General features: G+C 54.2%; 23 protein-coding genes and 1 tRNA gene. 15 read left to right on the plus strand and 9 right to left on the minus strand.

The features are described from left to right. The first annotated feature begins 12 nt into the window (after positions 1 to 12). Complete coding sequence (locus ACR0KN_RS03550) at positions 13 to 870, plus strand: class I SAM-dependent methyltransferase (RefSeq protein ID WP_480651413.1); 858 nt, start codon at positions 13 to 15, stop codon at positions 868 to 870. 10 nt (positions 871 to 880) lie between these two features. On the opposite strand, the gene ACR0KN_RS03555 is transcribed toward ACR0KN_RS03550, so the two are convergent. From ACR0KN_RS03555 to ACR0KN_RS03570, 4 genes are all read right to left on the minus strand, one after another. Beyond that, a tRNA-Gly gene (locus ACR0KN_RS03555) sits at positions 881 to 954 on the minus strand. Between the two features lie 110 nt (positions 955 to 1,064). Then, positions 1,065 to 2,117 carry a methyltetrahydrofolate cobalamin methyltransferase gene (locus tag ACR0KN_RS03560; RefSeq protein WP_010440226.1) on the minus strand — a complete coding sequence of 351 codons (1,053 nt, stop codon included), beginning with the start codon at positions 2,115 to 2,117 and terminating at the stop codon, positions 1,065 to 1,067. Positions 2,118 to 2,126: 9 nt separating this feature from the next. Further along, complete coding sequence (locus tag ACR0KN_RS03565; protein WP_170774149.1) at positions 2,127 to 3,053, minus strand: methylenetetrahydrofolate reductase; 927 nt, start codon at positions 3,051 to 3,053, stop codon at positions 2,127 to 2,129. 26 nt (positions 3,054 to 3,079) lie between these two features. Then, complete coding sequence (locus tag ACR0KN_RS03570; RefSeq protein WP_010440228.1) at positions 3,080 to 3,376, minus strand: virulence factor; 297 nt, start codon at positions 3,374 to 3,376, stop codon at positions 3,080 to 3,082. 241 nt (positions 3,377 to 3,617) lie between these two features. Here ACR0KN_RS03570 and ACR0KN_RS03575 point away from each other — a divergent pair, with 241 nt between their 5' ends. The 3 genes from ACR0KN_RS03575 to ACR0KN_RS03585 all read left to right on the plus strand — a co-directional run bounded on the left by ACR0KN_RS03575 (position 3,618) and on the right by ACR0KN_RS03585 (position 6,255). After that, a complete protein-coding gene (locus ACR0KN_RS03575) occupies positions 3,618 to 4,730 on the plus strand; it encodes a Ppx/GppA phosphatase family protein (RefSeq protein WP_010440229.1) in 1,113 nt (370 codons plus the stop codon). Continuing rightward, complete coding sequence (locus ACR0KN_RS03580) at positions 4,730 to 5,446, plus strand: RlmE family RNA methyltransferase (protein WP_480651416.1); 717 nt, start codon at positions 4,730 to 4,732, stop codon at positions 5,444 to 5,446. Before ACR0KN_RS03575 ends, ACR0KN_RS03580 begins: the two co-directional genes overlap by 1 nt. A 155-nt stretch (positions 5,447 to 5,601) precedes the next feature. Beyond that, positions 5,602 to 6,255, plus strand: a complete 654-nt coding sequence (locus tag ACR0KN_RS03585; RefSeq protein ID WP_480651418.1) for a leucine-rich repeat domain-containing protein — start codon at positions 5,602 to 5,604, stop codon at positions 6,253 to 6,255. A gap of 19 nt (positions 6,256 to 6,274) precedes the next feature. Here the strand turns inward: ACR0KN_RS03585 and ACR0KN_RS03590 are convergent, their stop codons facing one another. From ACR0KN_RS03590 to ACR0KN_RS03600, 3 genes are all read right to left on the minus strand, one after another. Beyond that, positions 6,275 to 6,469 (minus strand): hypothetical protein, encoded by a 195-nt coding sequence (locus ACR0KN_RS03590; RefSeq protein ID WP_170703218.1) that lies wholly within the window; start codon positions 6,467 to 6,469, stop codon positions 6,275 to 6,277. A 91-nt stretch (positions 6,470 to 6,560) separates the two neighbouring features. Further along, on the minus strand, positions 6,561 to 8,465 hold the full coding sequence (locus ACR0KN_RS03595) for a multiheme c-type cytochrome (protein WP_480651420.1): 1,905 nt from the start codon (positions 8,463 to 8,465) through the stop codon (positions 6,561 to 6,563). Continuing rightward, complete coding sequence (locus tag ACR0KN_RS03600) at positions 8,465 to 9,322, minus strand: YihY/virulence factor BrkB family protein (protein ID WP_170703207.1); 858 nt, start codon at positions 9,320 to 9,322, stop codon at positions 8,465 to 8,467. The genes ACR0KN_RS03595 and ACR0KN_RS03600 overlap by 1 nt, the downstream gene beginning before the upstream one ends. A gap of 123 nt (positions 9,323 to 9,445) precedes the next feature. Between ACR0KN_RS03600 and ACR0KN_RS03605 the strand changes: the two genes are divergently transcribed. From ACR0KN_RS03605 to ACR0KN_RS03640, 8 genes are all read left to right on the plus strand, one after another. Continuing rightward, complete coding sequence (locus ACR0KN_RS03605; protein WP_480651422.1) at positions 9,446 to 10,582, plus strand: AI-2E family transporter; 1,137 nt, start codon at positions 9,446 to 9,448, stop codon at positions 10,580 to 10,582. Then, on the plus strand, positions 10,557 to 11,693 hold the full coding sequence (locus tag ACR0KN_RS03610; RefSeq protein ID WP_480651766.1) for an acetoin utilization protein AcuC: 1,137 nt from the start codon (positions 10,557 to 10,559) through the stop codon (positions 11,691 to 11,693). Before ACR0KN_RS03605 ends, ACR0KN_RS03610 begins: the two co-directional genes overlap by 26 nt. 114 nt (positions 11,694 to 11,807) lie before the next feature. Next, the gene (locus ACR0KN_RS03615; RefSeq protein WP_480651424.1) at positions 11,808 to 12,785 is read left to right on the plus strand and encodes an AAA family ATPase; all 978 of its coding nucleotides are present in this window, start codon (positions 11,808 to 11,810) and stop codon (positions 12,783 to 12,785) included. 20 nt (positions 12,786 to 12,805) lie between these two features. Beyond that, the gene (locus ACR0KN_RS03620; protein WP_480651426.1) at positions 12,806 to 13,753 is read left to right on the plus strand and encodes a DUF58 domain-containing protein; all 948 of its coding nucleotides are present in this window, start codon (positions 12,806 to 12,808) and stop codon (positions 13,751 to 13,753) included. Further along, positions 13,750 to 14,223, plus strand: coding sequence for a DUF4381 domain-containing protein (locus ACR0KN_RS03625; RefSeq protein WP_480651428.1), 474 nt, complete (start codon positions 13,750 to 13,752; stop codon positions 14,221 to 14,223). The genes ACR0KN_RS03620 and ACR0KN_RS03625 overlap by 4 nt, the downstream gene beginning before the upstream one ends. Then, positions 14,223 to 15,209, plus strand: coding sequence for a vWA domain-containing protein (locus ACR0KN_RS03630; RefSeq protein WP_480651430.1), 987 nt, complete (start codon positions 14,223 to 14,225; stop codon positions 15,207 to 15,209). Before ACR0KN_RS03625 ends, ACR0KN_RS03630 begins: the two co-directional genes overlap by 1 nt. Next, positions 15,209 to 16,705, plus strand: a complete 1,497-nt coding sequence (locus ACR0KN_RS03635; RefSeq protein ID WP_480651432.1) for a VWA domain-containing protein — start codon at positions 15,209 to 15,211, stop codon at positions 16,703 to 16,705. Before ACR0KN_RS03630 ends, ACR0KN_RS03635 begins: the two co-directional genes overlap by 1 nt. Next, complete coding sequence (locus tag ACR0KN_RS03640) at positions 16,702 to 17,931, plus strand: hypothetical protein (RefSeq protein ID WP_480651434.1); 1,230 nt, start codon at positions 16,702 to 16,704, stop codon at positions 17,929 to 17,931. The genes ACR0KN_RS03635 and ACR0KN_RS03640 overlap by 4 nt, the downstream gene beginning before the upstream one ends. Before the next feature lie 3 nt (positions 17,932 to 17,934). Here the strand turns inward: ACR0KN_RS03640 and ACR0KN_RS03645 are convergent, their stop codons facing one another. Continuing rightward, positions 17,935 to 18,615, minus strand: a complete 681-nt coding sequence (locus ACR0KN_RS03645) for a Crp/Fnr family transcriptional regulator (RefSeq protein ID WP_480651436.1) — start codon at positions 18,613 to 18,615, stop codon at positions 17,935 to 17,937. 241 nt (positions 18,616 to 18,856) lie between these two features. On the opposite strand from ACR0KN_RS03645, the gene ACR0KN_RS03650 reads away from it, so the two are divergent. The 3 genes from ACR0KN_RS03650 to cls all read left to right on the plus strand — a co-directional run bounded on the left by ACR0KN_RS03650 (position 18,857) and on the right by cls (position 22,908). Then, positions 18,857 to 20,425 carry a sulfatase-like hydrolase/transferase gene (locus ACR0KN_RS03650; protein ID WP_170470902.1) on the plus strand — a complete coding sequence of 523 codons (1,569 nt, stop codon included), beginning with the start codon at positions 18,857 to 18,859 and terminating at the stop codon, positions 20,423 to 20,425. Between the two features lie 72 nt (positions 20,426 to 20,497). Next, positions 20,498 to 21,472, plus strand: coding sequence for an HAD family hydrolase (locus ACR0KN_RS03655; protein WP_480651438.1), 975 nt, complete (start codon positions 20,498 to 20,500; stop codon positions 21,470 to 21,472). Between the two features lie 23 nt (positions 21,473 to 21,495). Further along, on the plus strand, positions 21,496 to 22,908 hold the full coding sequence (gene cls / locus ACR0KN_RS03660; RefSeq protein ID WP_480651440.1) for a cardiolipin synthase: 1,413 nt from the start codon (positions 21,496 to 21,498) through the stop codon (positions 22,906 to 22,908). Here the strand turns inward: cls and ACR0KN_RS03665 are convergent. Next, entirely contained in the window at positions 22,905 to 23,339 is a 435-nt protein-coding gene (locus ACR0KN_RS03665) for a potassium channel family protein (protein ID WP_170540417.1), read from the minus strand. The genes cls and ACR0KN_RS03665 overlap by 4 nt on opposite strands. Positions 23,340 to 23,349 lie beyond the last annotated feature (10 nt).

Consider the following 23,349-nt stretch of genomic DNA (forward strand, 5'->3'; position numbering starts at 1 on the left):
CTGGAGGGCGCTATGCTGACAATCAACGGTGATCAGGAAGAATTCTGGGGCAAGTCCGAAATGGGCACGCGCTGGCTGACCTTCGAGGATCAGTTGGACCATCTGTTCGCGCCCGTACTGGATCTGGTCCTCGATCACGCCGCGCTGGTTGGTGGAATGCGCGTCATCGATATCGGCTGCGGCACCGGGGCAAGTGCACTTCGGGCGGCGCAGCAGGTTGGACCCGGGGGGCATGTTCTGGGCATTGATATTTCGGAACAATTTCTCGAACGAGCGCGGATGCGCGCAGACGAGGCCAAGCTCGACAATCTCGAGTTCACATATGCCGACGCTCAGATCGCTGAGCTTTCGTCAGGCGGATTTGATGCAATGATCTCGCGGTTTGGAGTGATGTTCTTCACCGATCCCGTAGTAGCCTTCGCCAATATGGCTCGGGCCTTGAAATCAGGCGGTCAGATAACCTTTGCAGCCTGGGGTGGTCTGTCAGTGAACCCTTGGTTCAAGATCCCGCATGTCGCCGCCGTCAAACGGTTGGGCCAACCACCCAAGGTGGACCGGAATGCACCCGGCCCGTTAGCATTCCATGACCGCGACAGGGTTTCAAACCTGATGGCGCAGGCTGGTTTAAAAGATATCCATATTGAAGCGGTCCCCCTTGCGCTGACCGCCCCTGCATCCGTCGGAGATGCTGCGCTTTTGTGTACCCGGGTCGGCCCCGCCGCGCGGGTGATCGCCCATTTCGAAGGTACACAGGAGGATGTTGAAGCCATCGTGCGTGGAGTCGCCGAAGAATTTCGCGCATTCCAAACACCAAAAGGCGTACAGGTTCCAGCGGTCATCAACCTGCTGCAGGCGCGTGTATCGAGTTGATCGATAGTATTGGAGCGGGTAGCGGGAATCGAACCCGCGCGTTCAGCTTGGGAAGCTGACAGGCTACCATTACATCATACCCGCCGCTAAGAATTGACTACCGCTTGTCCTGACCGGGGTTCAAGCCAAACCAGTACCGACAAAAACGAAAGAGCCGGGTCAAAGACCCGGCTCAATCTGTTGTTTTCCATAGATTAAGCGCGACGACGACGTCCACCGCCCCGACGCCCACCAGCGCCACCGGCTTCCTCAGGCGCTTTGTTGGACCTGATCCATTCACCACCATGCGGGTCATTGTTTGTGAGCAGATTTGCGGCGCGGATGGCCTCCATCTCTTTACCAGCGCGCGGTTTGGTCGAACCCAGGCCGAACATCTGAACGAAGGTTTCGTCATCCATGCCTTCTGGCAGGATGATTCCAGCGGCGGCAACCTGTTCCTTCTTCTCGGCAATCTTCTTCTGCGTTACCGGCAGAGCAACCGGGTTCATGATCGCCGAAGTCATGCCAGCGCCCATTGCCATCGGCAGGAAAGCATTGTTGATACCGTGACGGTTCGGCAGCCCGAACGAGATGTTGGACGCACCACAAGTGGTATTCACACCCAGCTCTTCGCGCAAACGACGGACCAGAGCGAACACCTGCTGGCCTGCAGTTGCCATCGCACCGATCGGCATGACCAGCGGGTCGACCACGATGTCATGTGCAGGGATACCATGATCCGCTGCGCGCTCAACAATGGTTTTGGCAACGGCAAATCGCACATCGGGGTCTTCCGAAATACCGGTGTCATCGTTCGAGATCGCCACAACCGGTACGTTGTATTTCTTTACCAGCGGCAGAACCAGTTCCAGACGCTCTTCTTCGCCCGTGACCGAGTTTAGCAGCGGACGGCCCTCTGCGGCTGCCAGACCGGCTTCTAGCGCACCCGGAACCGAGCTGTCGATGCACAGCGGTACGTCAACCAGACCCTGCACCAGCTCGACAATCTTGCGCATCAGCGGCGGCTCGGTCTCGTTTGGGTTGGGGTTCGAGTTGTAAACAACGCCCGCGTTGATATCCAAAACGGTCGCGCCCGCCATAACCTGCGCCAATGCGTCTTTCTCAACGGTTGAGAAATCGCCCGCTTCCAATTCGGCGGCCAGTTTCTTGCGGCCTGTCGGGTTGATCCGCTCTCCGATCACGCAGAACGGTTCATCAAAGCCCAGAACGGCTGTTTTTGTTTTTGATTCGACGACTGTACGGGTCATGTCCGTTCCTTAGGAGTTTGCTGGCTTTGCCGAAGCGCCGCCGTTGTTGATCGCCCAGTTGGCGTTGGTTTTGATGCCGCCAAGCGGGAAGAAGTGGACGTTGGTGATGTTGAAATCCGGGTTGGCCGCTTTGTGGTTGGCGAGTTCGGTGATCACGTCAGTCGGCTCGTAAGGCAGCAACAGTTTGGACACATCCATTGCGCGCTTTTGCAGAACTTTCAGCGACGGGCCTACACCGCAGGCAATGGCGAATTTAATCAGAGTCTGCAGCTTGGCAGGGCCCGCGATACCGATATGGACTGGGATATCAATGCCAGCCTCTTTCAGGCTGTCCGCCCAGGCGATGATCGGCTTGGCATCAAACGCAAACTGAGTGGCCAGCGCCATTTCCGCATCTGTTGTTTCGCTGAATTTTTGCTTCCAACGCAGCGCATCATCGACATTCTTGGTCGAACCGTCTGGGTCGATGTCCTTGTTCCCCTCGGGGTGACCGGCAACGTGCAGACGCTTGAATCCAGCCTTGTCGAACAAGCCAGTTTCCAGCAATTGCATCGAGCTGTCGAAGTCGCCGTGAGGGTTCGCGACACCACCGGCGAGCAGCAGCGCTTGTTCAACGCCCGCCTCGCCCTGGTACATCGAAATCCAGTTTTCCAGAGTCGCCGCATCCTTGATGATCCGCGCAGGGAAGTGCGGCATGACAGGGTAACCTTCAGCCGCAATGCGCTTGGCCGTTTTGACCATGTCTTCGATTGGCGTGCCCTCGATATGGGCGATGTAAACGCGTGTGCCTTCGGGCAGCAGCGCGCGGAAGTCTTCGACTTTTTCGGCGGTGCGCGGCATTACCTCGATCGAATAGCCCTGCAGAAAGGCTTCGACGGTCGGGTTCACAGGGCCGTTTTCGACCGCATCACGTTTCTTGAAGTTCAGCAAAGCCATAGCGGCCTCCCATAAAGATCTGGGGCTCATGCCCAACCGTCATTGGCGATCAGGGACTTGATACGGTCCTGATCGTATTCCGTTTCCAGGCGCGCGGCCTCGGCCTCGGCAATCTCGGACGGGTCGCCCTCAACCGCGAAAGGTTCGGCTTTGCGCCACTCGGCCAGATAGGCATCACTATCCTTGGCGTTCACCTTCATTGCGGCCCGGTCGATGGCTTGTTCAAACCGCTCTTCCAATTGCCGCTTGGCGCCACGACGGCCTTTGCCGACGATGACCTGAGCGGGAATGTCGCGCCAGTATACGATGGTGACGTCAGGCATAACTGTGATTCCTCCTAACCCGATGGGCCGGTTCTAAACTTCAATATGGGCGCAGGTCGGTCGATTTTCGACACACGGCGTATTTGCAGCGACCTTTTTGCCCAGGATCGGATATCGCTGCTTTTAAAGACCCCTGCCTCGAAACCGAACATCAAAATCCTCATGACTTTAATGAGTGTCTTGCGTGATTGAAAAGCGCGACCTATGGTCGGGGTAACTCGAAAATCGGAGGGCGTTTCAGATGGCGCCCAAGCGTCCCAAAGGTGCGGGCGCGTTCCCGAAAGCGGTCGAAAGCCCCGCGCCGGCAAGACCCGATCCAGATGCGTTGTATGCGGCGCTGGATTTGGGGACAAATAGCTGCCGCATGTTGATCGCCCAGCCCAAGGGCAGTGGCTTCCATGTGGTAGACAGCTTCTCCAAATCAGTGCAACTCGGCGCTGGTCTGGAACGCACCGGACGATTGTCGCGGGCGTCTATGGCGCGCACGGTGCAAGCCCTTCGGATTTGTCAGCAAAAGCTGAAACGGAACAAGGTCAAGCGCATGCGCTTGATCGCGACCGAGGCCTGTCGTCGTGCCAAGAACTCACGCGACTTCATCCGTCAGGTCAAACGTGAAACTGGCCTGACGCTTGACATCATTCAGCCCGAGGAAGAAGCGCGCCTGGCCGTCATTTCCTGCGCGCCGCTGGTATCGACCAAAACCGAGCAATTGTTGGTCGTGGACATTGGCGGCGGTTCGACCGAGTTGGTCTGGATCGACATATCTTCGGTTCCGCGCCGCGACCGACCTGCCTCGATCATGCGGCTGCATAACGGATTCCATACCGCCGATAGCCCGTTTCCTGCGGCCAAAGTCGTGGATTGGATCAGTGTACCGTTGGGAGTGGCCACTTTGCGGGACCAGTTCAACGACGTCGAAGACGATGCAGCGCGATTTGCGCTGATGAGCTGGTTCTTTGAAGAAAACCTTGCTGATTTTGCACCTTACAAAGATGAACAGGCTCGCGAGGGGTTCCAGATCGTGGGCACAAGCGGAACTGTCACCACGGTGGCTGCTTCGCATCTGGGTCTAAAACGCTATGACCGAACCAAGGTGGACGGATTGCGAATGACCAGCGATCAGATTGACAAGGTCATACGAGGCTATCTAGAACTCGGCCCTCGTGGGCGCCGCCGTGATCCCCGGATCGGAGAAGATCGGCAGGCCCTGATCATGTCCGGCTCGGCCATTTTGCAGGCATTGTTGCGCTGCTGGCCCACTGATCGCCTTTCTGTGGCGGATCGGGGGCTACGCGAAGGTTTGCTCTATGCGCAGATGAGCGCGGACGGTGTATTGGAAGACGGACCGTTCTGATGGCGAAGACACCAACCGGCAAAGGCAACTCGGGTCGCGGGCAACGTGACCTGAAGGTTAAAGTTAAGACAGCGCGCGGGCGTAAGCTCAGCTCGACCCGCTGGCTTGAGCGGCAATTGAACGACCCTTATGTCAAGCGGGCGCAGGTCGAAGGGTATCGCGGACGCGCAGCGTTCAAGATACTGGAGTTAGACGATAAATTCCGGTTCCTTGTGCCCGGCGCGCGCGTGGTTGATCTGGGTTGTGCGCCCGGTGGTTGGCTGCAAGTTGCAGTGCAACGTGTTAACGCACTGGGCGAGAAGAGCGGCAAGCGTATTGGCACGGTTCTAGGTGTCGATTTGCAAGAGGTCGAACCCGTAGCGGGGGCTTCTGCGCATGTGCTTGATTTCATGGAAGATGATGCCGACCAGAAGGTCAAAGACTGGCTGGGCGGTAAAGCGGATGTGGTCATGTCCGACATGGCGGCTGCATCCTCAGGCCACAAGCAGACCGATCACCTTAGGATTATGGCCTTGTGCGAAACGGCAGCCTATTTTGCGTTTGATGTGCTGGAAGAGGGTGGCACCTTCGTCGCAAAGGTTCTTGCAGGCGGGGCCGAGGGAGACCTTCAGAAGCTGCTCAAGCAGAAATTCAACAAGGTGGCCAATGTAAAGCCACCCGCGTCACGCTCGGACAGCTCGGAAAAATTCGTTGTCGCCACCGGTTTCCGTGGCTAAGCGACTGTAAGGTTAAATCTTTTAACCACCTGTAATTCTCGGGTGGCGATTAAGTCCTCTAGCACGACACGTTGCGGTTTACCGTGATTGCCTGCATTTCGCGCTGCGCTACGCGTTCATAGATTGGCCGCATTGTCACATTATCCGCCGATCACATGAGAAAAACTGCCCTAGCACTTATTATTGCCCTGGTTGCGTTGGCCACCTGGCAGTACAAGCTGCAGAAAACTGCAAACCAACAACTACTGATAGCCGAGCAGCGGGTTAAAGGTGTCGTTTCTGCGGGAACGAACGATCTTGATTTTAAAGATCTTACTGAACTTCGAAAGCTGCCGGCCAACATCCCGGATATTCCGAATCTCAAATCTCTGAATGCACGGGGAACCAATCTAAGTGATCTGACCGGGCTGGAAGGAAACGCAACACTCGAGCGGCTTGACGTGAACATGACGCGGGTCTCCGATCTTAGTGCACTTAACGGTTTGCCGAACCTGAAACTGGTTTATCTCCATGATACCTGGATTTCTGATGTTTCTCCTCTCGCGACACTGCCATCGCTTGAACGCCTTGATATCGGCAATACCCAAATCGAAACGCTGGTGCCTGTTTTACAATTCGAGAACCTGAATTGGCTGAATCTTCACAACAGTCACGCGCTTGACGGGTCTGGTGAACAATTTGCGATCTTGCAGGAACGTCCATTTCTTCAGTTGTCAGGCGGTTCTGGCTTCCGACAAAATTATCAACCGGGCTGGCAGTACAACATGATGCAGCACCTATCGCGTTTGCGAGAAAAGCTTGGGCTTTAGTGTTCGTACGGTCGCTGTCCTAGTCCAGATCGATCTTACCCTGAGCGATCCGCTGTTTCTTGAGTGACGCCGTAGCAATCCCCTGAAACAAGATTGCCTCTCCATGATTTATGTCGACAGGCTCGCGCGCGCGAAGTTCTTCAATTCGCTGATCCAACGTTGTTTTCCGATCAGCAGAAATCGGCTTTATGATAGTAGCTGTGCGATCCGGCATACATCACCTGTTGACAGTCCAAGTGCTGACATCGGTGTCTAGCCAACAATTGGGCCCGTAACGTGGCGTAAATCTGCCGGATTGGTGCCTGCTACCGCCCCATATCGCGCGCCAACTGCATTAGGTTCGGATCATCTGGAAGGATGGATAAAGCCTCGTCCAATGTCGCAATCGCTGCCTGTGGACCACGATTTATGTGGGCCAGCTGAACCAGCATCGGCCAGGCCTCAGACCGCTGTGGATCTAGTGTAACAACCTCTCGGAACGCCTTTTCCGCGGCTTGGGCATTTCTCAGCGTCAGTGCCCAGCCTCCCAACACTAAGTGTGTTTCAGGAAAATCCAGACGATGCGATATACTGCGCTGCCAGTCGGACATACCCTGCTGAGCGGCCGCCCGTTGATCCTGCGACATGGCTTGTGCGGGAATGGCAAGAAACTCCTTGGCTGCCGAAATTCGGACATTGCGCAAGGGGTCGGACAATAGCGGCTCAAGCCGTGCAACACGTTCCGGCATTGGCGCTTGGCGTTGCAAAACCGGCCCGTTGGCGCGAACCAGCGGATCCGGATCGGATAAGAGCGGCGCCACCCGCTGCGCAAGTACAGGCGTCGCAAAGGGTTGCAGCAGATAGAGTGCAGTCGCGCGGACAATTCCTGCCTGCTCTTTGTCCAAAGCGATCGCGATTAACGCTTCGGGATCGTCCAATTGACCAATGCCCGCCGCAGCAAAAGCTGTACCATAATGAACGGTTCGATGGGCAGAGTTTGGGAACCAGTCAGAAATCTGTTGCGCAGCCCAGGGCTGCCCCTCTTCTGCATGACAATCGGTGCAAGCGTCAACTCCAAGCCCCAAATCCGGTCGGGGGATTCGGAAACTGTGATCGTGCCTGCCGTCCACGCCCATATAGACTCGCTCGATCATGTGGCAGTTCTTGCATTGGGAGCCATCAGAGTTTTCTGCATGGTGATGGTGTTCGGGCGTGTCATAACTGCCCAATCTAAGGGTTGGGAATTCGGAATTTCCAGCGGGCGAATGACACTGCGTGCACAAGCCATTCCCTTCGGCTTTTACCTCGGCCCGGTGAGGATCATGGCAATCCATGCACCCTACCCCCTCAGCATGCATGCGCGACTGAAGGAACGAACCATATACGTAGACCTCGTCCAAAATCTGCCCATCCGGGTGGTAAGCGCCCGGTCGCAGGACAGCCAAATTATATGAGTCATGAAAAGGCGTGCCGGGAACCGGATTACCATCCTCCAGCGCCTCGCGCCGGGAATGGCACCCGGCGCATTGCTGGATGTCTGCCTCGGTCTGCCCCTTGCCCAATTCGATTGGAAACCCAGACGCGCCCAACCCGTCGTCAAGCGTTTTGCCAGTCGTCCATTCAAGATGCGCTGATCCCGGCCCGTGACAAGCCTCACAACCGACTCCGATTTCAACTTGTGTCGACGCATAGCGCCTTGTCTCGGCATCGTAATTCTTCACGTAACCGGTCGCATGGCACTCGGCACAGCGCGCGTTCCAGTTCTTGTACGGTCCTGTCCAATGCAGCCCGTCATTGGGTGGTAAATCCTGTTCTGGATAGAGGTGATACCAGCGGCTTTCTTCCGTGTCCCAGACGACATCGAAACTCTGCATTCTGCCTGGTTCAGTTTCAAAGAGGTATTGCTGCAACGGCGCAATGCCGACCACCGAATGCACCGGATAGTCGGTGATAACGCCATCTTTTTCGGTGACTTGCGCTGAAAGAACGCCGTTTTTATCCACGAAAGAAACGATCATCCCATCATGGGAAAAGCTGGTCCCATCGAAATCAGCCAGAACTCGGCCATCTTCTACCTCGGTCCAAGCGAGATCGTGATGTGACCCTTTCCAGGCTTCAGTTTCGTCTTGATGGCAATCTGCGCACAGCTCGGATCCGACATATTCCTGTGCCCAGCCGGGCGGCGTGGTTGCCCACAAGATCGCAATCAGAATGAGCTTGCGGAAGTACATCAAGTGGTTTCCGCATTTTTTAAGTCTATCAAGGCCCCGTTATACTCGGCACCCAGGATCAGCATGGCGGAACACAGGTACAGGAAAATCAGCGCTGCCATTGCCCCTGCGAGGCCTGCATAGGTCGCGCTATAGGTGGCAAACTGGGCGATATAGATCGAAAACCCCCATCCACCTGCAGCCCATAATGCCAAGGTCAGGATGACCCCCGGAAGTATTTGCGAAAGCCTATGCCGCCGTGTGGGTAAGATCAGATGAGCCAGAATAACTGTGCCTGCCGGTACTGCAACGGTGAACGTCCATCGCAGGCGGTCAACGGACAGCCAGTTATCAACATCAACAGCCGTCTTTTCCGAGACCAGACGCGTGTAGACAGGCAAAACCACCTCAACCGCTGCGATGGCCAAAATTGCGGCCCCACCGATAATAACAAGCGCAAAACACAACAGCCGGGTTTTCCAGAACGGCCAGATATCTTTGTCATGATAGGCTTGCGTCATCGCGCGACGTACGGCAGCAACACCATTGGATGCGAAGTAGATCGCTAACAAACCACCCAATGTGATCACGCCCGACCCTGCCCCTGCCAGCACAGCCCGCAACTCAGAAACAATCGGATCGGCGACGTCTTTGGGCCAGGCACCAAAAATCAGCTCTATCAACTCGTCCGTCACATATCCCTGTGACAAAGCCCCCGCCAACGCCACTGTGAATAGCACAAACGGAAACAACGCCATCATCAATGACATCGCCACATGGCTGCTCATGACAAAACCGTCTTTGTCGTTGAACCGACGAACAGCAAGCCAGAGCGCGCGCAGAAACTGATTGGATGAGAGAATCGATACACGTGACATCGCAACAGCCTAACGCGCCTTTTGCGCTGGCAGAACCGCCAATTCGCCATTTGCAAGGAATTCCAGCGCTTAACCTTCTGTATGGATTGCATAAACTGGTAAGCCTGTGCAGGATCGTGCAAGATGTCCCAAATCACGCACCAGCGGCAAGCAGACCCAGGCCAACTCATGACCTCTGATCCCGAAAATAGCCCATCCAGAGCGCGCCTGCAGCTGGGCGTTTTGAGGGATGTTGTGATCGTGGCCACTCTTGTGGTGCTTGGCCTTTATGCAGGGGCGAATTTTCTGGTGCCGTTGACCATGGCACTGCTGATCAATGTACTGATCCTGGCCCTCAGTGACCGGGTCATCGCGGTGACACGTGTACCAATCTGGATCGCGAACTTAGCCGGAATTACTGTCGTTTTGGCAGGCTTGTTCATGATCATGTATATTCTCGGCAGTCAGGCCACGCAATTTGCGCGTTCGATCAACACATATGAAAGCCAGTTTGATGGTGCGGTGCACAGAATTACCGGATTGGTCGGAAATGACGTCACCAGCTTCATTCGGGACAATTTGGTCAGCATCGATATGTCCTATGTTGCACGGCTTTTGCTGGGCAGCGCCACATCACTACTGAACCAGTTTTTCCTGATCAGCCTGTATGTCGCATTTCTGATGGCTGAGCGCCTGGCATTTCGCAAGAAAATCCAACTTGCAGCAGGCAACCCGCAGCTCGGCGCTGATCTGGCTTCGGTTTTGGATGCTATCTCGTACAGTCTGCAGCGCTATGTCGGGGTGAAGACTTTGATCAGCCTGATCACGGCCCTCATAAGCTATTCAATATTTAAGGCACTGGGACTGGAATATGCCGAGACATGGGCCGTTCTAACATTCGCGCTGAATTTCATCCCGTCTATCGGCTCGATCATTGCAGTGATCTTTCCGTCCATGATCGCATTGGTGCAATTTGAAACCATTGGACCATTCCTTATCATCGTCTTGGGCTGCGGCACGCTGCAATTTGTGATCGGCAATTTCCTGGACCCAGCCATGCTTGGCCGGTCTCTGAATATGTCGACCTTTCTTGTCATATTGGCATTAACATTCTGGACCACAGTCTGGGGTCTGATCGGAGCGTTTCTAAGCGTGCCCTTAACGGTGTGTATCCTGATTATTTTCAGTCATATTCCAGCACTCAGGCCTGTTGCCGTTCTGATGTCGCTGGATGGTCAATTGGGCGATGACAGCCATGCGAGTGTTGAAGACAAACAATAAACCTCGACCCATCTTCATAGGCTCGGAAATCTATCGCACCTCGAGCTATGGCGCAAAACACCCGCTTGCAATCCCGCGCGTTTCCACTGTGATTGACCTCTGCAGATCGATGGGTTGGCTGAACTCGCAGAACTATCGGACCAGCCCGTGTGCCAAACCTAAGGCACTGCAGCGATTTCATTCACCTGCTTACATTTCAGCATTACTAAACGCCGAAAAAACACAGTCGGTCTCAGACGAGGTAAAACGCAGGTTTGGTCTGGGCACATTGTCCAATCCGGTATTTGGAGAAATGTATCGACGGCCAGCCACTGCCGCCGGAGGATCGATGCTGGGAGCCGAGTTAATTTGGAACGGTGGTATTGTGTTTAACCCAGCAGGAGGTACGCATCATGGATTGGAAAGTCGCGCCAACGGCTTCTGTTACCTAAACGATCCAGTTCTCGCGATCTTCAGACTGCTCGATCTTGGGCTTGAACGAATTGTCTACATAGACATCGACGCCCATCATTGCGATGGCGTCGAGGCTGCGTTCCACGGTTCGTCAATGGTGCGCATAATTTCGATTCATGAGGCGCGCAGATGGCCCTTTTCCGGACTACTGGAAGATGACGCAGGTGGCGCCGCATGGAATTTACCTGTTGATCGAGGTCTAAATGACGATGAATTCCAAGCCATTCTGGAGGGGATGATTCTTCCTGTAACTAAGGCTTTCCACCCACAAGCCATTATCCTGCAATGCGGTGCCGACGCCGTCACCGAAGACCCATTGTCGCGCCTCGCATTGTCAAACAATGCGCACTGGCGTGCCGTTTCCAGCCTCCAAAACTTAACACCTCGGTTTTTGATCTTGGGTGGCGGGGGTTATAATCCTTGGTCTGTCGGCCGTCTGTGGAGCGGTGTTTGGGCAACCCTGAACGGATATGAAATCCCTTCTCATCTGACAGAAGAACAGCAATCTATCCTAAACGCGCTGAGTTGGAACCGAAAGATCGGTCGCGACCGACCAACCCACTGGACAACCACACTACGTGATCCCAGTAATCCCGGGCCCATCCGCGAAGAGTTAAAGAGTGATATTCAAAAACTCAGAACTCGGAATTCATTGTAGTCTGAGCAACTTCGCCCTGCTAACGTTCTATCATTACTTCAAGATCCCGACTCTCGGCCATCGCAGACGATAGAACGCGAGACCGGTATTTCGGGCTATTACGGGACAATTGTTATGAGCGCACTCAACCAGATTATGGATCTCAGATCCCGTATGGGCCAATCGATCATTGGCCAGATCGAGGTGATGGATCGCCTACTGATCGGTCTCTTGGCCAATGGTAACCTTTTGATCGAGGGCCTGCCTGGTCTGGCCAAGACACGCGCGGTCAAGGCAATGGCGAAGAATATGGATGCAAGCTTTAGCCGCATTCAGTTTACGCCGGACTTACTGCCTTCGGATGTGACTGGGACCGAGATATTCCAGCAGACCGATGCAGGGGGTGAGTTCAAGTTCGAACCGGGACCGATTTTTGCGAACATCGTACTAGCGGATGAAATCAACCGTGCGCCCGCCAAGGTGCAGGCGGCGTTGCTGGAAGCGATGGAGGAACGGCAGGTCACTGTTTCAGGAACCACGCATAAAATGGATCCTCTGTTTATCGTCATGGCCACCCAGAACCCCATCGAACAGGAAGGTACTTACCCACTGCCCGAAGCACAGATGGATCGATTTCTGATGCATGTTCAAATCACTTACCCCCCCGTCGAAGACGAGGTTGAAGTTATCCGCCTGGTCCGGGGCGAAGATATCGCAGCCAACAAAGGTGGGGCGCGTGAAACTCCAGCCGCGATACCACAGGAAGCCATCTTTGCGGCAAGGTCAGAGATCGGTCAAATCCATGTGTCTGACGCGATGGATCGATATATGGCCGACCTCGTACAGGCGACGCGTACGCCCGAAGCTTTGAGCCCCGAACTCGCGAGTTGGATTGAGATCGGAGCTAGTCCTCGCGCCTCACTGGCCTTGGACAAATGCGGGCGCGCCCATGCCTGGATGAACGAACGCGATTATGTTGATCCTGCAGACATCCGCGCCATTGCGCATGACGTATTTCGTCATCGCGTTACACTCAGTTTCGAAGCACAAGGATCAGGCAAATCCGCAGATGACGTGATCGCAGAACTCCTTCGCCTGGTGGCGCTTCCCTAATCGCTAAGGAAAACGGCTGCATGACCCTGACTGCGCCATATCCGAACGACCCACGCATCCGTGTCGACACGGACCATCTATTGCAATTGGGCCCCAGATCGCAGGCACTCAGCCTGTTACCGCGTCAACCCGTGCGCTCGATCCTGAATGGTCGTCACGCCTCGCGTCTGCGTGGTCGCGGCCTGAATTTTGAAGAATTGCGTGGCTATTTGCCGGGCGACGATATCCGAACCATCGACTGGAAGGTCACTGCACGAACCGGAAAGCCCCATGTTAGAGTCTACACCGAAGAACGTGATCGCCCTGCCCTGCTGTTGGTCGACCAGCGCATATCGATGTTCTTCGGAACAGAAGTCTACATGAAATCTGTCATCGCTGCCGAAGCCGCAGCAATTTCTGCGCATCGAATTCTTGGTCAAGGCGATCGTGTTGGAGGTCTCGTGTTCAGCGATACAGACGTTGCCGAGCACAGACCACAGCGCCGCGCGGCAGCCCTTACGCGGTTCTTGTCTTCCATCGGAACAGCAAATTCCAGTTTGCATGCAGGCTTGACCCCACAGCCAACCGTGTTTCTGAATGACATGCTTTTCGAGGCTACCCGCATCACCCAAACCAGCGGACTAATATGCCTGTTCTCAGACTGCGACGGGCTCGATGAAAGATCGGAGAATTTGTTGCGTCAACTGGCGTTCTCAAACGATTTGATCGTTTTCAATATCGCGGATCCAACTGCAACGGCCCTCGCGCCTAACCTGAAGATGACGGTCTCTGATGGCAGCGAGCAGATTGAAATCGACAGTTCCGACCCTGAGTTATCAGACAAAATTCGAAAATCCATGGAGGATAGGTTAGCACAACTGCACACATGGTCCCGACGATATGGTTTTCCGGTAGTTCCAATGACAACCTCGGAACCGGCTTTGGATCAGCTATTGCGCTTATTCGGGCACCGCGGAGGTCGGCGATGAGCATCGATACCACAGGAAAATCTCTGGTTGATCTGTTGGATATGCTTGAACCAGCGCCAGAACCTGAAGCTATTTCAATGATGCCCCAGACGTGGGGATGGATCGTGGTCGCGGTCATCCTGCTGGCATTTGTTTCGGTCGCTACAGTCCTGATACTGCGGCACAGGCGTGCGAACGCCTACAGACGGTACGCGCTGGCAGAGCTCGCAGCGCCTGGCATCTCTGTGGCCAAGGTTGCCGAGATCCTTCGGCGTACTGCATTGGCCGCATATCCTCGCGAACAGGTTGCAGGTATACATGGCGAAGATTGGCTGAGCTTTCTATCCCAAACCATTGATGGAAAATCATCAAATTCGGAAGTTTGCCGAGCGTTAGTTGAAGCGCCGTACAAAGACACACCGCCAAACCCCGCCGTCACGCAGCTTGCGCGGCATTGGGTTAAAGCCCACAAACCATATCGGAGAAAGTGATGTTTTCCTTCGCTGCTCCGTGGGTTTTTCTGCTACTTCCGCTTCCGGCGCTGGTCTATTTTTTTGCTCCACCCCATCGCGAAAAAAACACTTCAATTCGTATTCCCTTCTTTCGCCGCGTTGCGCAGGCCGCGGGCGTCGAGCCGAAATCCGGCTCAGTCATCCCAGTTCGATCCCACCTTCAAACGGCAAGCGTCGTGTTAATCTGGATTTTGTTGGTTCTGTCGCTGGCTCGACCAGAACAGTTGGGTGATCCCATAGTGATTGAAAAATCTGCGAGGGACGTCGTCCTCGCGTTGGATATCTCGGGCTCGATGGATCAGCGCGATTTCGAATCCGAGACTGGCGGCCCGGTGCAGAGGTTGGAAGCAGTAAAAGATGTCCTAAAACAATTCATCGCCGAGCGCGATGGTGACAGGATGGCCCTCATCATTTTTGGAACACGCGCGTTCATACAAGCGCCGTTTACAGAAGATCTTAATAGTTTGAATGGCTTCCTGGATCAAACTCAAGTTGGCATGGCTGGTCCGAACACTGCCTTGGGTGACGCGATCGGGCTTGGGATCAGAACATTCGAGTCCAGCGAAGTGGATCAACGCCTGATGATCGTCCTGAGCGATGGGGCCGATACATCCAGCCGTATGACGCCTGTAAACGCGTCGGCGATTGCCGCAGAAAAGAATGTGGTCATCTATACGATTGGTGTTGGAGACCCTAATGCTACGGGCGAAGATCGCGTGGACCTGCAAGCGTTAAAGGACATCGCGGATCGCACCGGTGGAGAATATTTCTTTGCAGATGATGCGTCGGCCCTCGCACAGACCTACGAGCGCATAGATCAGCTAAACCCCAGAATAGTAGAAACTCAAAGCTATCGCCCGACAAACAGCCTTGCCCATATTCCATTGGCGATTGCGCTGATCGTTATTCTTATCAGCACAACCTGGTTCCATTTTGCTCAGCAGCGCAAGGGGGTTGTTCAATAATGGAACTTCCTGATTTCCATTTTATTCGAGGCTATTACCTTCTGTTTTTAATCCCAATCGTGGCGCTATGGTGGTTGATCAGACCCAAGCCTGCGGCCGAAACCAAGCTACCCTCAGGGATCGCTCCGCATCTGGCGACCGCATTGCAGCTTGGCAAGACTGAAACACGTCGCATTCAACCAATTGATATTGCGATGGTCATCGCCACACTTGTTGCCCTCGCGGCCTCCGGTCCAACCTGGTCGCGTGCACCCAACCCGCTAATTGCAGATACCGCCCCGTTAGTGATCGCTCTAAAGGTCACCGACAGCATGGAGAGCACGGATATTGCTCCTTCACGGTTGGACCGAGCACGGTTCAAGATCGCTGATCTGATCGATGAGCGCGCTGGAGCCCGCACTGCGCTGATCGCTTATTCCGGAACGCCGCACCGAGTTGCTCCCCTAACCGAAGACGCCAACATTCTTCGCCCTCTGCTTGAAGGCTTAACGCCGGCTGTGATGCCAACCCCAGGCGACGCAGCGGCCGATGCTCTCGATTTAGCGCAATCCATACTGGATGAAAGTGAGAGCCCAGGTGCAGTGCTGTTTGTTTTGGATGACTTAGACCCGTCTCAGGTATCTAAGTTAAACACTTCGACTAACGACATTTTCTTTCTCACTATGCTGCCCAATGGTGAGCGAATTGTTCAGCTAGGCAACGTCCAAGGCGCATCCGTGGTAGCGTTTTCAGATGATGATCGGGACATCAGTCGTCTGCAGCGTCAAATCCAAACTGCCTACACTGCAGCACTGGATGATGATGAACGTCTTGATTGGCAGGACAATGGCTGGATCTTGGCATGGCCTGCTGCGTTACTATCACTTCTTTGGTTCAGAAGAGGCTGGGTGATCCGCTGGGCACTACTGGCTTTGATGATAATACCACCATCAGGAGCGCGAGCAGAAGGGTGGAAAGATTGGTTCCTTACGCCCGATCAGCAAGGTCAGATTGCAATGAATCAAAAGCGCTTTGTTGAAGCGGCGGAATTGTTTGAGGACTCGTATCACAAGGGATATGCCTATCTCAGGGACGGACAATATTCAGAGGCTTCGTCCATATTTGCCGGGCTGGACACACCGGAAGCCGCGTTTGCTGAAGGTATGGCGCGAATACGGAACCGTGAGTATCGCCCAGCCATATCCGCCTTCGAGACCGCCTTGGAACGGCGTCCTGAATGGCCCGAAGCGCAGCACAATCTCGAGGTGTCGAAAGCCATCCTTGATTACATTGAAACAACCCGCGAACAATCTGATACGGGCGAAGAGGCTGGCATCGGTGCGGATGACAGGGTGTTCGACAATGATGCGGCCCGCGGTAACGAAACTACGGTTCAAGCTCCTAAAGAAGGGCCGCAAACCCTTTCGGCTGATCAATGGATCAGCTCGATAGATACCGACATGCAAGACTTTCTGCGCAACCGTTTTCTCCTTGAAAATCAGGAGCGAATAGAATGAGATACGTTACTTTCTTTATTCTTTTTCTTGCTCTTCCAGTATTTGCGCAGAATAACGATGCGACTGCCCCTCAGGTCTCGGTCGAAGCGCCTGATGAACCGGTCATTATAGGGCAACCAGCCATCGTTCGAATCAAAGTTCTGGTGCCAACATTCATGCCACAACCTCCGGTGTTTCCCTCTTTAGAACAACAAAACCTCGTGGTTCGTCTTCCTGAACGTGCCTCTGGACCAATCAGTGAGACGGTGAACGGAGCGACCTGGTCCGGTGTGCAGCGCAGCTATCGCCTATACCCTCTGGCAGCAGGTCCGGTTGCGTTTGACTCGCAAGAGGTCGTTGTAACTTATGCCGATCCTCAAACCAACGATCCAATTCAGGTTTCGTTGGCGCTTCCGCCTGTACAACTCAGCGCCGAGATTCCGGAAGGTGCTCGTGGTCTTGATCCGTTAATCATCGCAAACGGGTTTTCGCTCCAGCAGCAAGTAGAAGGCCCTACAGATATGCAGGCTGGTGACGCCATTACGCGCGAATTGAGCGCGCAGATATCTGGTACGACGCCTCTTCTGATCCCAGTGCTCACACCTCACGAGCAAGACCCGTTGTTGCGCGCATATCCTAAGGAGCCGCGCATTACAGAAACCGAAGATCGAGGGGTGTTGTCCGGACAACGCATAGAGAAGACGGTTTATATTTCGCAAGAGGGTGGCCAGACAAGGTTGCCAGCTGTGTCAATCGATTGGTTTAACTTGCAAACCAAACAAATTGAAACGGCCTCGATTCCATCGACCGAGCTAACGCTGGCACCACCAAAATGGCAGCCGCCGGATATTGAAACCCTTGCAAAGGCTGCATTCTGGATCGCGATTGTTGTTTTGGCATTGTGGGCCGCAGTGCGATCCTTTCGCCCACGCTATCAGCGCTGGAAAGACAAGCGACACAGTAGATACCTTGCCTCCGAGGAATACGCCGCCGAAGCTTTGAGAGCAGCATTGCGAGCTCGGGATTTGTCTGCAGCTTATGAAGCTATAGAACTTTGGAAAGAGCGCAGCCTCCAACCAGAACGCGCCGCGCCCCTTGAGAGTAGCCTGACCCAGATAGGTGCTGAGCGGTATTCAAAGAAGAGCCAAATTGGTATTGAGGATTGGAGTGCGGTCATGCGGAACCTGAATGCCCTGAATAACTCTAGTCGTCCCAAACCGGGTGTGTTGCCGCCACTTAATCCCTAGGCTTCAACTTTGGCAGCTTGCGATAAGTTTGCGCCTGTCGATTAGACGTAGTCGACCATATCCCAGCTCAACTAGGCCTAAACCTGAAAGTCGATGCAGGTTACGATGCAACGTTGGTTGAGACACTGCGACCATCGCAGCCAGCTCATCCTGCGATACAATAATCCAGCCGTCGGATTTTGAGGCACCCTCGTCCAAATGCAGCAGACGTAAGACAAGGCGCTTCTCCGATCCCGTAACTGCCAAGTTAGCCATAATCCTGAGGGCTGTTTTCATGTTTTCACGTGTTAACGCATAGAAATCGCGGACATATTCCGGATTCTCTTGCACCATTCTTTCCACCCGTGAACTAGGAAAAAACAATGTACGCGTCTGTTGGGTGGTCATCACGCTGACCAGTCTTTGCGCTTCGGCGAAAAGAGCAAGATCTCCAATCCAGAAACCTGCACCTTCCCGATGCACAACAAATTCTTGCCCGTCATCGGCGGGTGCCGTGATCTGAACAGACCCATCAAGCACAGCGTGAATACCATTTGCCGGGTCACCATGGTGATAGAGTGTTTCGCCTGGTTCAAACGTTCGGACAACTGCACAAGTCATCAGATCATTCTGAAAATTCGGCCCGCGTGCCCCAAACCAGTCGGTTTGGGTCAGGATCTGCATATCATCATCATTATCAAACATTTGTATCTTTCAAAATGATCATATGATAAGTTTTAGACACGTTTCATCGCTTAAAGTAGTTCTGTTCGATTCCCGGTCCATTACATATTTTTTCTCCCGGTAATCAACAGTTTGCATGCGGCTATCGAGTTCAATGTAGCCGCTGCCTCTAAAACTAAATTTGCTGGGCCATTAAGGCTCGTTTAATCAGGAGCACCCTATGTCACCTCCACAAATGATTGCATATAGCTGGCGCAAATCGATGCGCAAGTTCGCAGTGGCAACCGTTGCTGTTGCGCTTGCACTGCCCGCCTGGGCGCAGGATCAAAAACCTAATATTCTTGTGATATGGGGCGATGACATTGGGCAATCGAATATCTCAGCCTACACCATGGGCCTCATGGGATATCAGACACCCAATATCGATCGCGTGGCCAATGAGGGCATGATCTTCACCGATTACTATGGTGAGCAATCCTGCACTGCTGGTCGATCATCCTATATCATGGGACAGTCCGTGTTCCGGACAGGCCTGTCGAAGGTCGGTCTTCCGGGCGCTGATCTTGGCATGCAGGTCGAAGACCCAACCATACCTGGTTTGTTGAAAGACCACGGTTATGTCACTGGTCAGTTTGGCAAAAACCATCTTGGAGACAAGGATGAGCACCTGCCAACAAACCACGGTTTTGATGAGTTTTTTGGTAATCTCTATCACTTGAATGCTGAAGAAGAACCAGAAAACGAGGACTATCCGGGTGACCGGGTATTGGCTGATGGCCGCACCTTCCGCGAGGCGTATGGGCCGCGCGGCGTTATCAAATCAAAGTCAGATGGTACCATTGAAGATACGGGCCCCTTGACCCGCAAACGCATGGAAACTGTTGATGACGAAACCGTGGCGGCGGCGATTGATTTCATCAAGCGGGCACATGAGCAAGGGCAACCCTTCTATGTCTGGTGGAATGGTACCCGCATGCATTTTCGTACCCACGTCAAAGACGAGATGCGCGCAAAAGCCAATGAAATCTCAGGTCGCGTTGCGGATGAATACACCGCTGGCATGATCGAACATGACATGCATGTGGGTCAGCTGCTGGATCTGCTGGACGAGCTTGGTATCGCCGACAATACCATAGTTCACTATTCCACAGACAACGGTCCGCACATGAACACATGGCCCGATGCGGCCGCGACGCCGTTCTGGGGTGAAAAGAACACCAACTGGGAGGGTGGATGGCGCGTACCGTCTATGGTCCGTTGGCCGGGTCAAATCGAGGCTGGGTCTGTCACAAACGAGATCGTGCATCACATGGACTGGTTACCAACATATCTGGCGGTTGCGGGCGATTCAGACATCAAGGAGAAGCTGAAAGCTGGCTATAGCTCATCTGGCATGGGGCGCGAATACAAGGTGCATCTGGATGGCTATAACATCCTGCCACTGTTAACCGGTGAGACTGCCGAAAGTCCTCGCAAAGAGATTTTCTATTTCTCGGATGACGGAGACCTAACGGCGCTGCGCTTCGAAGATTGGAAGCTCATCTTCCTTGAGCAAAAAGCTTGGGCAACTCTGAGGGCCTGGATCGAACCTTGGACCGAGCTGCGCATACCCTTGATCGTCAACCTGCGCCGTGATCCGTATGAGCGAGCCTACCGGACCTCTAACACCTATTACGATTGGCTGTTGGACAGAGCCTATTTCCTAGTTCCAGCGCAGCAGTATGTTGGTAGTTTCCTGAGCACATTCCAGGAATTCCCACCACGTCAGAAAGCGGCTAGCTTCAACTTGGATCAGGTTATGGAGAAGCTAACAACACCGACCAACAATTAGGCCTTGAATGAAACTCTTAGGGTCGCCCTCTACAGGGCGGCTTTTTTCCTTTTTGAGAATGTCGAGAGTCATATGCGATACGCCGCTCTAGCTGCCGTGCTCAGCTGCACCCCCCTCACACTGTTCGCAGACCCACTTCCGAGTTGGAACGAATCTGATTCAAAAAATACGATTATTGAGTTCATAGGCAACGTCACAGATCCAGGAGGGCCGAACTATGTCACCCCCGCCGACCGGATTGCAGTGTTTGACAATGACGGCACGCTCTGGGCTGAACAACCGGTCTATTTTCAGTTCATATTTGCCATGGACCAACTGGCAGAGCTTGCTGAACAAGACCCGTCGATCTTATCGACGCCAGCCCTGAAAGCGGCCGCCGAGGGTGATCTGCAAACCATTCTGGAAGGCGGGCACGACGCTCTGATCGAAGTGGTTAACGCGTCGCATTCCGGCAGCAGCGTTGAAGTTTTCAAGGCGTCGGTCGCCGATTGGCTCGATACTGCACGACATCCCAAAACCGATCTGCCCTACGACCAGATGACCTATCAGCCGATGGTCGAGCTGTTGCGCTATCTGCGGGATGAGGATTTCAAAACCTATATCGTATCGGGCGGCGGTCTGCATTTCATGCGTGTCTTCGCCGAACAGGCCTATGGCATTCCCCCCGAACAAATTCTGGGCACCTACGGTGAGACCACCTATGACAGCGTTAACGGCACCCCAGTGATAAATAAGGCTCCTGGCATAGCCTTCATCGATGATAAAGAAGGCAAGCCGATCAATATCGAACGCACGATCGGAAAGCGCCCGATATTCGCTGCAGGAAACTCGGACGGCGATTTTGCTATGCTTGAGTGGACCACTTCAGGAGACGGGCCCCGGCTGGGTGTTTTGATCCATCATACGGATGCTGCCCGCGAGTGGGCCTATGACCGTGAAAGCCCGATCGGGCGTCTTGTCGACGGGTTGGATAAAGGCCCTGATATGGGGTGGGTCATCGTTGATATGGCCAATGACTGGTCGCGCATCTACACTGGGGCCAACTAAACAAACCGGATCATTGCGCGCCCATGTGGACATTGCTCGTTTCGTTTTTTCTGTTTGCTCTCTATTGCCTAGCGGTCGTCTTTGCCGTGCGCGCTGCGCAAACGGCGCGTACACCTCAGGGTGCAGTTGGGTGGGTGGTTTTCCTGCTGTCTGCGCCGGTGTTTGGCGTTCCGTTCTATCTGTTTCTGGGGCACCACCGCTTCAAAGGCTATCGCATCGCGCGACAGGAAAGCGAACGTGTGGTGGAAGGGATCAAAACCTTTGCCGACTACTCGAAACCTGATCCTAAGACGATGCGCATCAATCCGCGGCCATTCGAGGCTCTGGCCCACCTACCCGTCTCACGCGGCAACGGAGCCAAATTACTGATTGATGGTGATGCCACTTTTCAGTCAATACTGGACGCAATCGACGGGGCAAAGAATTATGTCCTGATCCAATTCTACATCGTGCGCGATGATGAGCTGGGGCGCAAAGTACAAGATCGGCTGATTGCAGCGGTCAAACGCGGCGTTCATGTTCGGTTTATGACTGATGCCGTAGGCAGCTATGGCCTGCCGTCGAGCTATCTGGAAACACTGCGCGGGTCGGGTGTGGATGTGGCTGATCCGCGCGAACAGCGCGGGCCGAACTTCCGCTTTCAACTCAATTATCGCAACCATCGAAAGACCGTGATCATTGACGGTGAGACAGGCTTCATCGGCGGCCACAACGTTGGTGTCGAGTATCTGGGGCAAAGCCCTCGGTTCGGGCGTTGGCGGGACACGCATATTAAGATGACCGGTCATGTTGTGCGGCAGTTGCAACTGATCTTTACCGAAGATTGGCACTGGGCACGCAACGAAGACCTGATCGATAAGCTCGATTGGGCAGGCAGCGAATCTGAACAGGATATGAACGCGTTGCTGGTCGCTACTGGTCCGGGCGATGATACCGAAACCGGCGCGATGATGTTCTTTTCTGCCATCACCGAGGCCAAGGAACGGCTTTGGATCGCCTCACCTTATTTTGTGCCCGATATCGACATCATGACCGCGTTGCAGCACGCGGCGTTGCGTGGCGTGGATGTGCGGATTCTCGTGCCGGATGTCATCGACCATCGCCTGCCCTGGCTAGCGGCATTTGCCTATTTCGATGAAATTCGCGACTGCGGTGCACGTGTGTTTCGCTATACCGATGGATTTATGCATCAGAAAGTGTTTGTCGTTGACGATACACTGGCAGCTGTTGGTACCACCAATCTGGACAACCGGTCTTTCCGCCTGAACTTTGAGGCGATGGCGCTGTTTTTTGATCCCCGCGCGGCAGGCGCTGTATCTGACATGCTGGAAACCGATTTCCATTCTAGCTACGAGTTGACACGCGACCTGCCCCAGCAGCCGTTTCACATCCGTTTTTTTGCGCCGCTCGCACGGCTGTTCGCACCCATCCTTTAGTTCAGGAACCGTTCTTCAAACACCCGCGTCATCAGGGCCACGAGGAATGCCGTGGACAACCCAAAGGCCAGTAGTCCAGTAACCGAGGCGAATGCGCCGAAAATACGCAAGCCCTCGCCCAATACGATGTCTCCGTAACCCAGCGTCGTGAAGGTCACCAACGAGAAATAAAGGGCGGAATTCCAATCCGGCAGCACATCGCCCCACACCCATACAATCGCCCAAATCCAGACTTGTACCGTATGGGTAAGCACAATGAACACGAGCGCAACGCTGATCGGGCCCGCGGTTGCCAGGATCGTGCTCCGGGTCTCCCATCTTTCGACGAGTTTGCGGATGACCAGAACGCACCATGTCAGCAGCATGATTTCGATCAGAAAACAAATACCTAAGTAAAAGCTGCCCCAAATAATCTGCTGCGACAATGTCATATAGATGGCC

This window comes from Ruegeria sp. AP7, from assembly GCF_056539905.1.

What these genes read in the sequence shown, in the direction of transcription:
- ACR0KN_RS03550 (WP_480651413.1), top strand. Translation starts at nt 13, where the DNA reads ATGCTGACAATCAACGGTGATCAGGAAGAATTCTGGGGCAAGTCCGAA.
- ACR0KN_RS03560 (WP_010440226.1), bottom strand. Translation starts at nt 2,117, where the DNA reads ATGACCCGTACAGTCGTCGAATCAAAAACAAAAACAGCCGTTCTGGGC.
- ACR0KN_RS03565 (WP_170774149.1), bottom strand. Translation starts at nt 3,053, where the DNA reads ATGGCTTTGCTGAACTTCAAGAAACGTGATGCGGTCGAAAACGGCCCT.
- ACR0KN_RS03570 (WP_010440228.1), bottom strand. Translation starts at nt 3,376, where the DNA reads ATGCCTGACGTCACCATCGTATACTGGCGCGACATTCCCGCTCAGGTC.
- ACR0KN_RS03575 (WP_010440229.1), top strand. Translation starts at nt 3,618, where the DNA reads ATGGCGCCCAAGCGTCCCAAAGGTGCGGGCGCGTTCCCGAAAGCGGTC.
- ACR0KN_RS03580 (WP_480651416.1), top strand. Translation starts at nt 4,730, where the DNA reads ATGGCGAAGACACCAACCGGCAAAGGCAACTCGGGTCGCGGGCAACGT.
- ACR0KN_RS03585 (WP_480651418.1), top strand. Translation starts at nt 5,602, where the DNA reads ATGAGAAAAACTGCCCTAGCACTTATTATTGCCCTGGTTGCGTTGGCC.
- ACR0KN_RS03590 (WP_170703218.1), bottom strand. Translation starts at nt 6,469, where the DNA reads ATGCCGGATCGCACAGCTACTATCATAAAGCCGATTTCTGCTGATCGG.
- ACR0KN_RS03595 (WP_480651420.1), bottom strand. Translation starts at nt 8,465, where the DNA reads ATGTACTTCCGCAAGCTCATTCTGATTGCGATCTTGTGGGCAACCACG.
- ACR0KN_RS03600 (WP_170703207.1), bottom strand. Translation starts at nt 9,322, where the DNA reads ATGTCACGTGTATCGATTCTCTCATCCAATCAGTTTCTGCGCGCGCTC.
- ACR0KN_RS03605 (WP_480651422.1), top strand. Translation starts at nt 9,446, where the DNA reads ATGTCCCAAATCACGCACCAGCGGCAAGCAGACCCAGGCCAACTCATG.
- ACR0KN_RS03610 (WP_480651766.1), top strand. Translation starts at nt 10,557, where the DNA reads ATGCGAGTGTTGAAGACAAACAATAAACCTCGACCCATCTTCATAGGC.
- ACR0KN_RS03615 (WP_480651424.1), top strand. Translation starts at nt 11,808, where the DNA reads ATGAGCGCACTCAACCAGATTATGGATCTCAGATCCCGTATGGGCCAA.
- ACR0KN_RS03620 (WP_480651426.1), top strand. Translation starts at nt 12,806, where the DNA reads ATGACCCTGACTGCGCCATATCCGAACGACCCACGCATCCGTGTCGAC.
- ACR0KN_RS03625 (WP_480651428.1), top strand. Translation starts at nt 13,750, where the DNA reads ATGAGCATCGATACCACAGGAAAATCTCTGGTTGATCTGTTGGATATG.
- ACR0KN_RS03630 (WP_480651430.1), top strand. Translation starts at nt 14,223, where the DNA reads ATGTTTTCCTTCGCTGCTCCGTGGGTTTTTCTGCTACTTCCGCTTCCG.
- ACR0KN_RS03635 (WP_480651432.1), top strand. Translation starts at nt 15,209, where the DNA reads ATGGAACTTCCTGATTTCCATTTTATTCGAGGCTATTACCTTCTGTTT.
- ACR0KN_RS03640 (WP_480651434.1), top strand. Translation starts at nt 16,702, where the DNA reads ATGAGATACGTTACTTTCTTTATTCTTTTTCTTGCTCTTCCAGTATTT.
- ACR0KN_RS03645 (WP_480651436.1), bottom strand. Translation starts at nt 18,615, where the DNA reads ATGTTTGATAATGATGATGATATGCAGATCCTGACCCAAACCGACTGG.
- ACR0KN_RS03650 (WP_170470902.1), top strand. Translation starts at nt 18,857, where the DNA reads ATGCGCAAGTTCGCAGTGGCAACCGTTGCTGTTGCGCTTGCACTGCCC.
- ACR0KN_RS03655 (WP_480651438.1), top strand. Translation starts at nt 20,498, where the DNA reads ATGCGATACGCCGCTCTAGCTGCCGTGCTCAGCTGCACCCCCCTCACA.
- cls (WP_480651440.1), top strand. Translation starts at nt 21,496, where the DNA reads ATGTGGACATTGCTCGTTTCGTTTTTTCTGTTTGCTCTCTATTGCCTA.
- ACR0KN_RS03665 (WP_170540417.1), bottom strand. Translation starts at nt 23,339, where the DNA reads ATGACATTGTCGCAGCAGATTATTTGGGGCAGCTTTTACTTAGGTATT.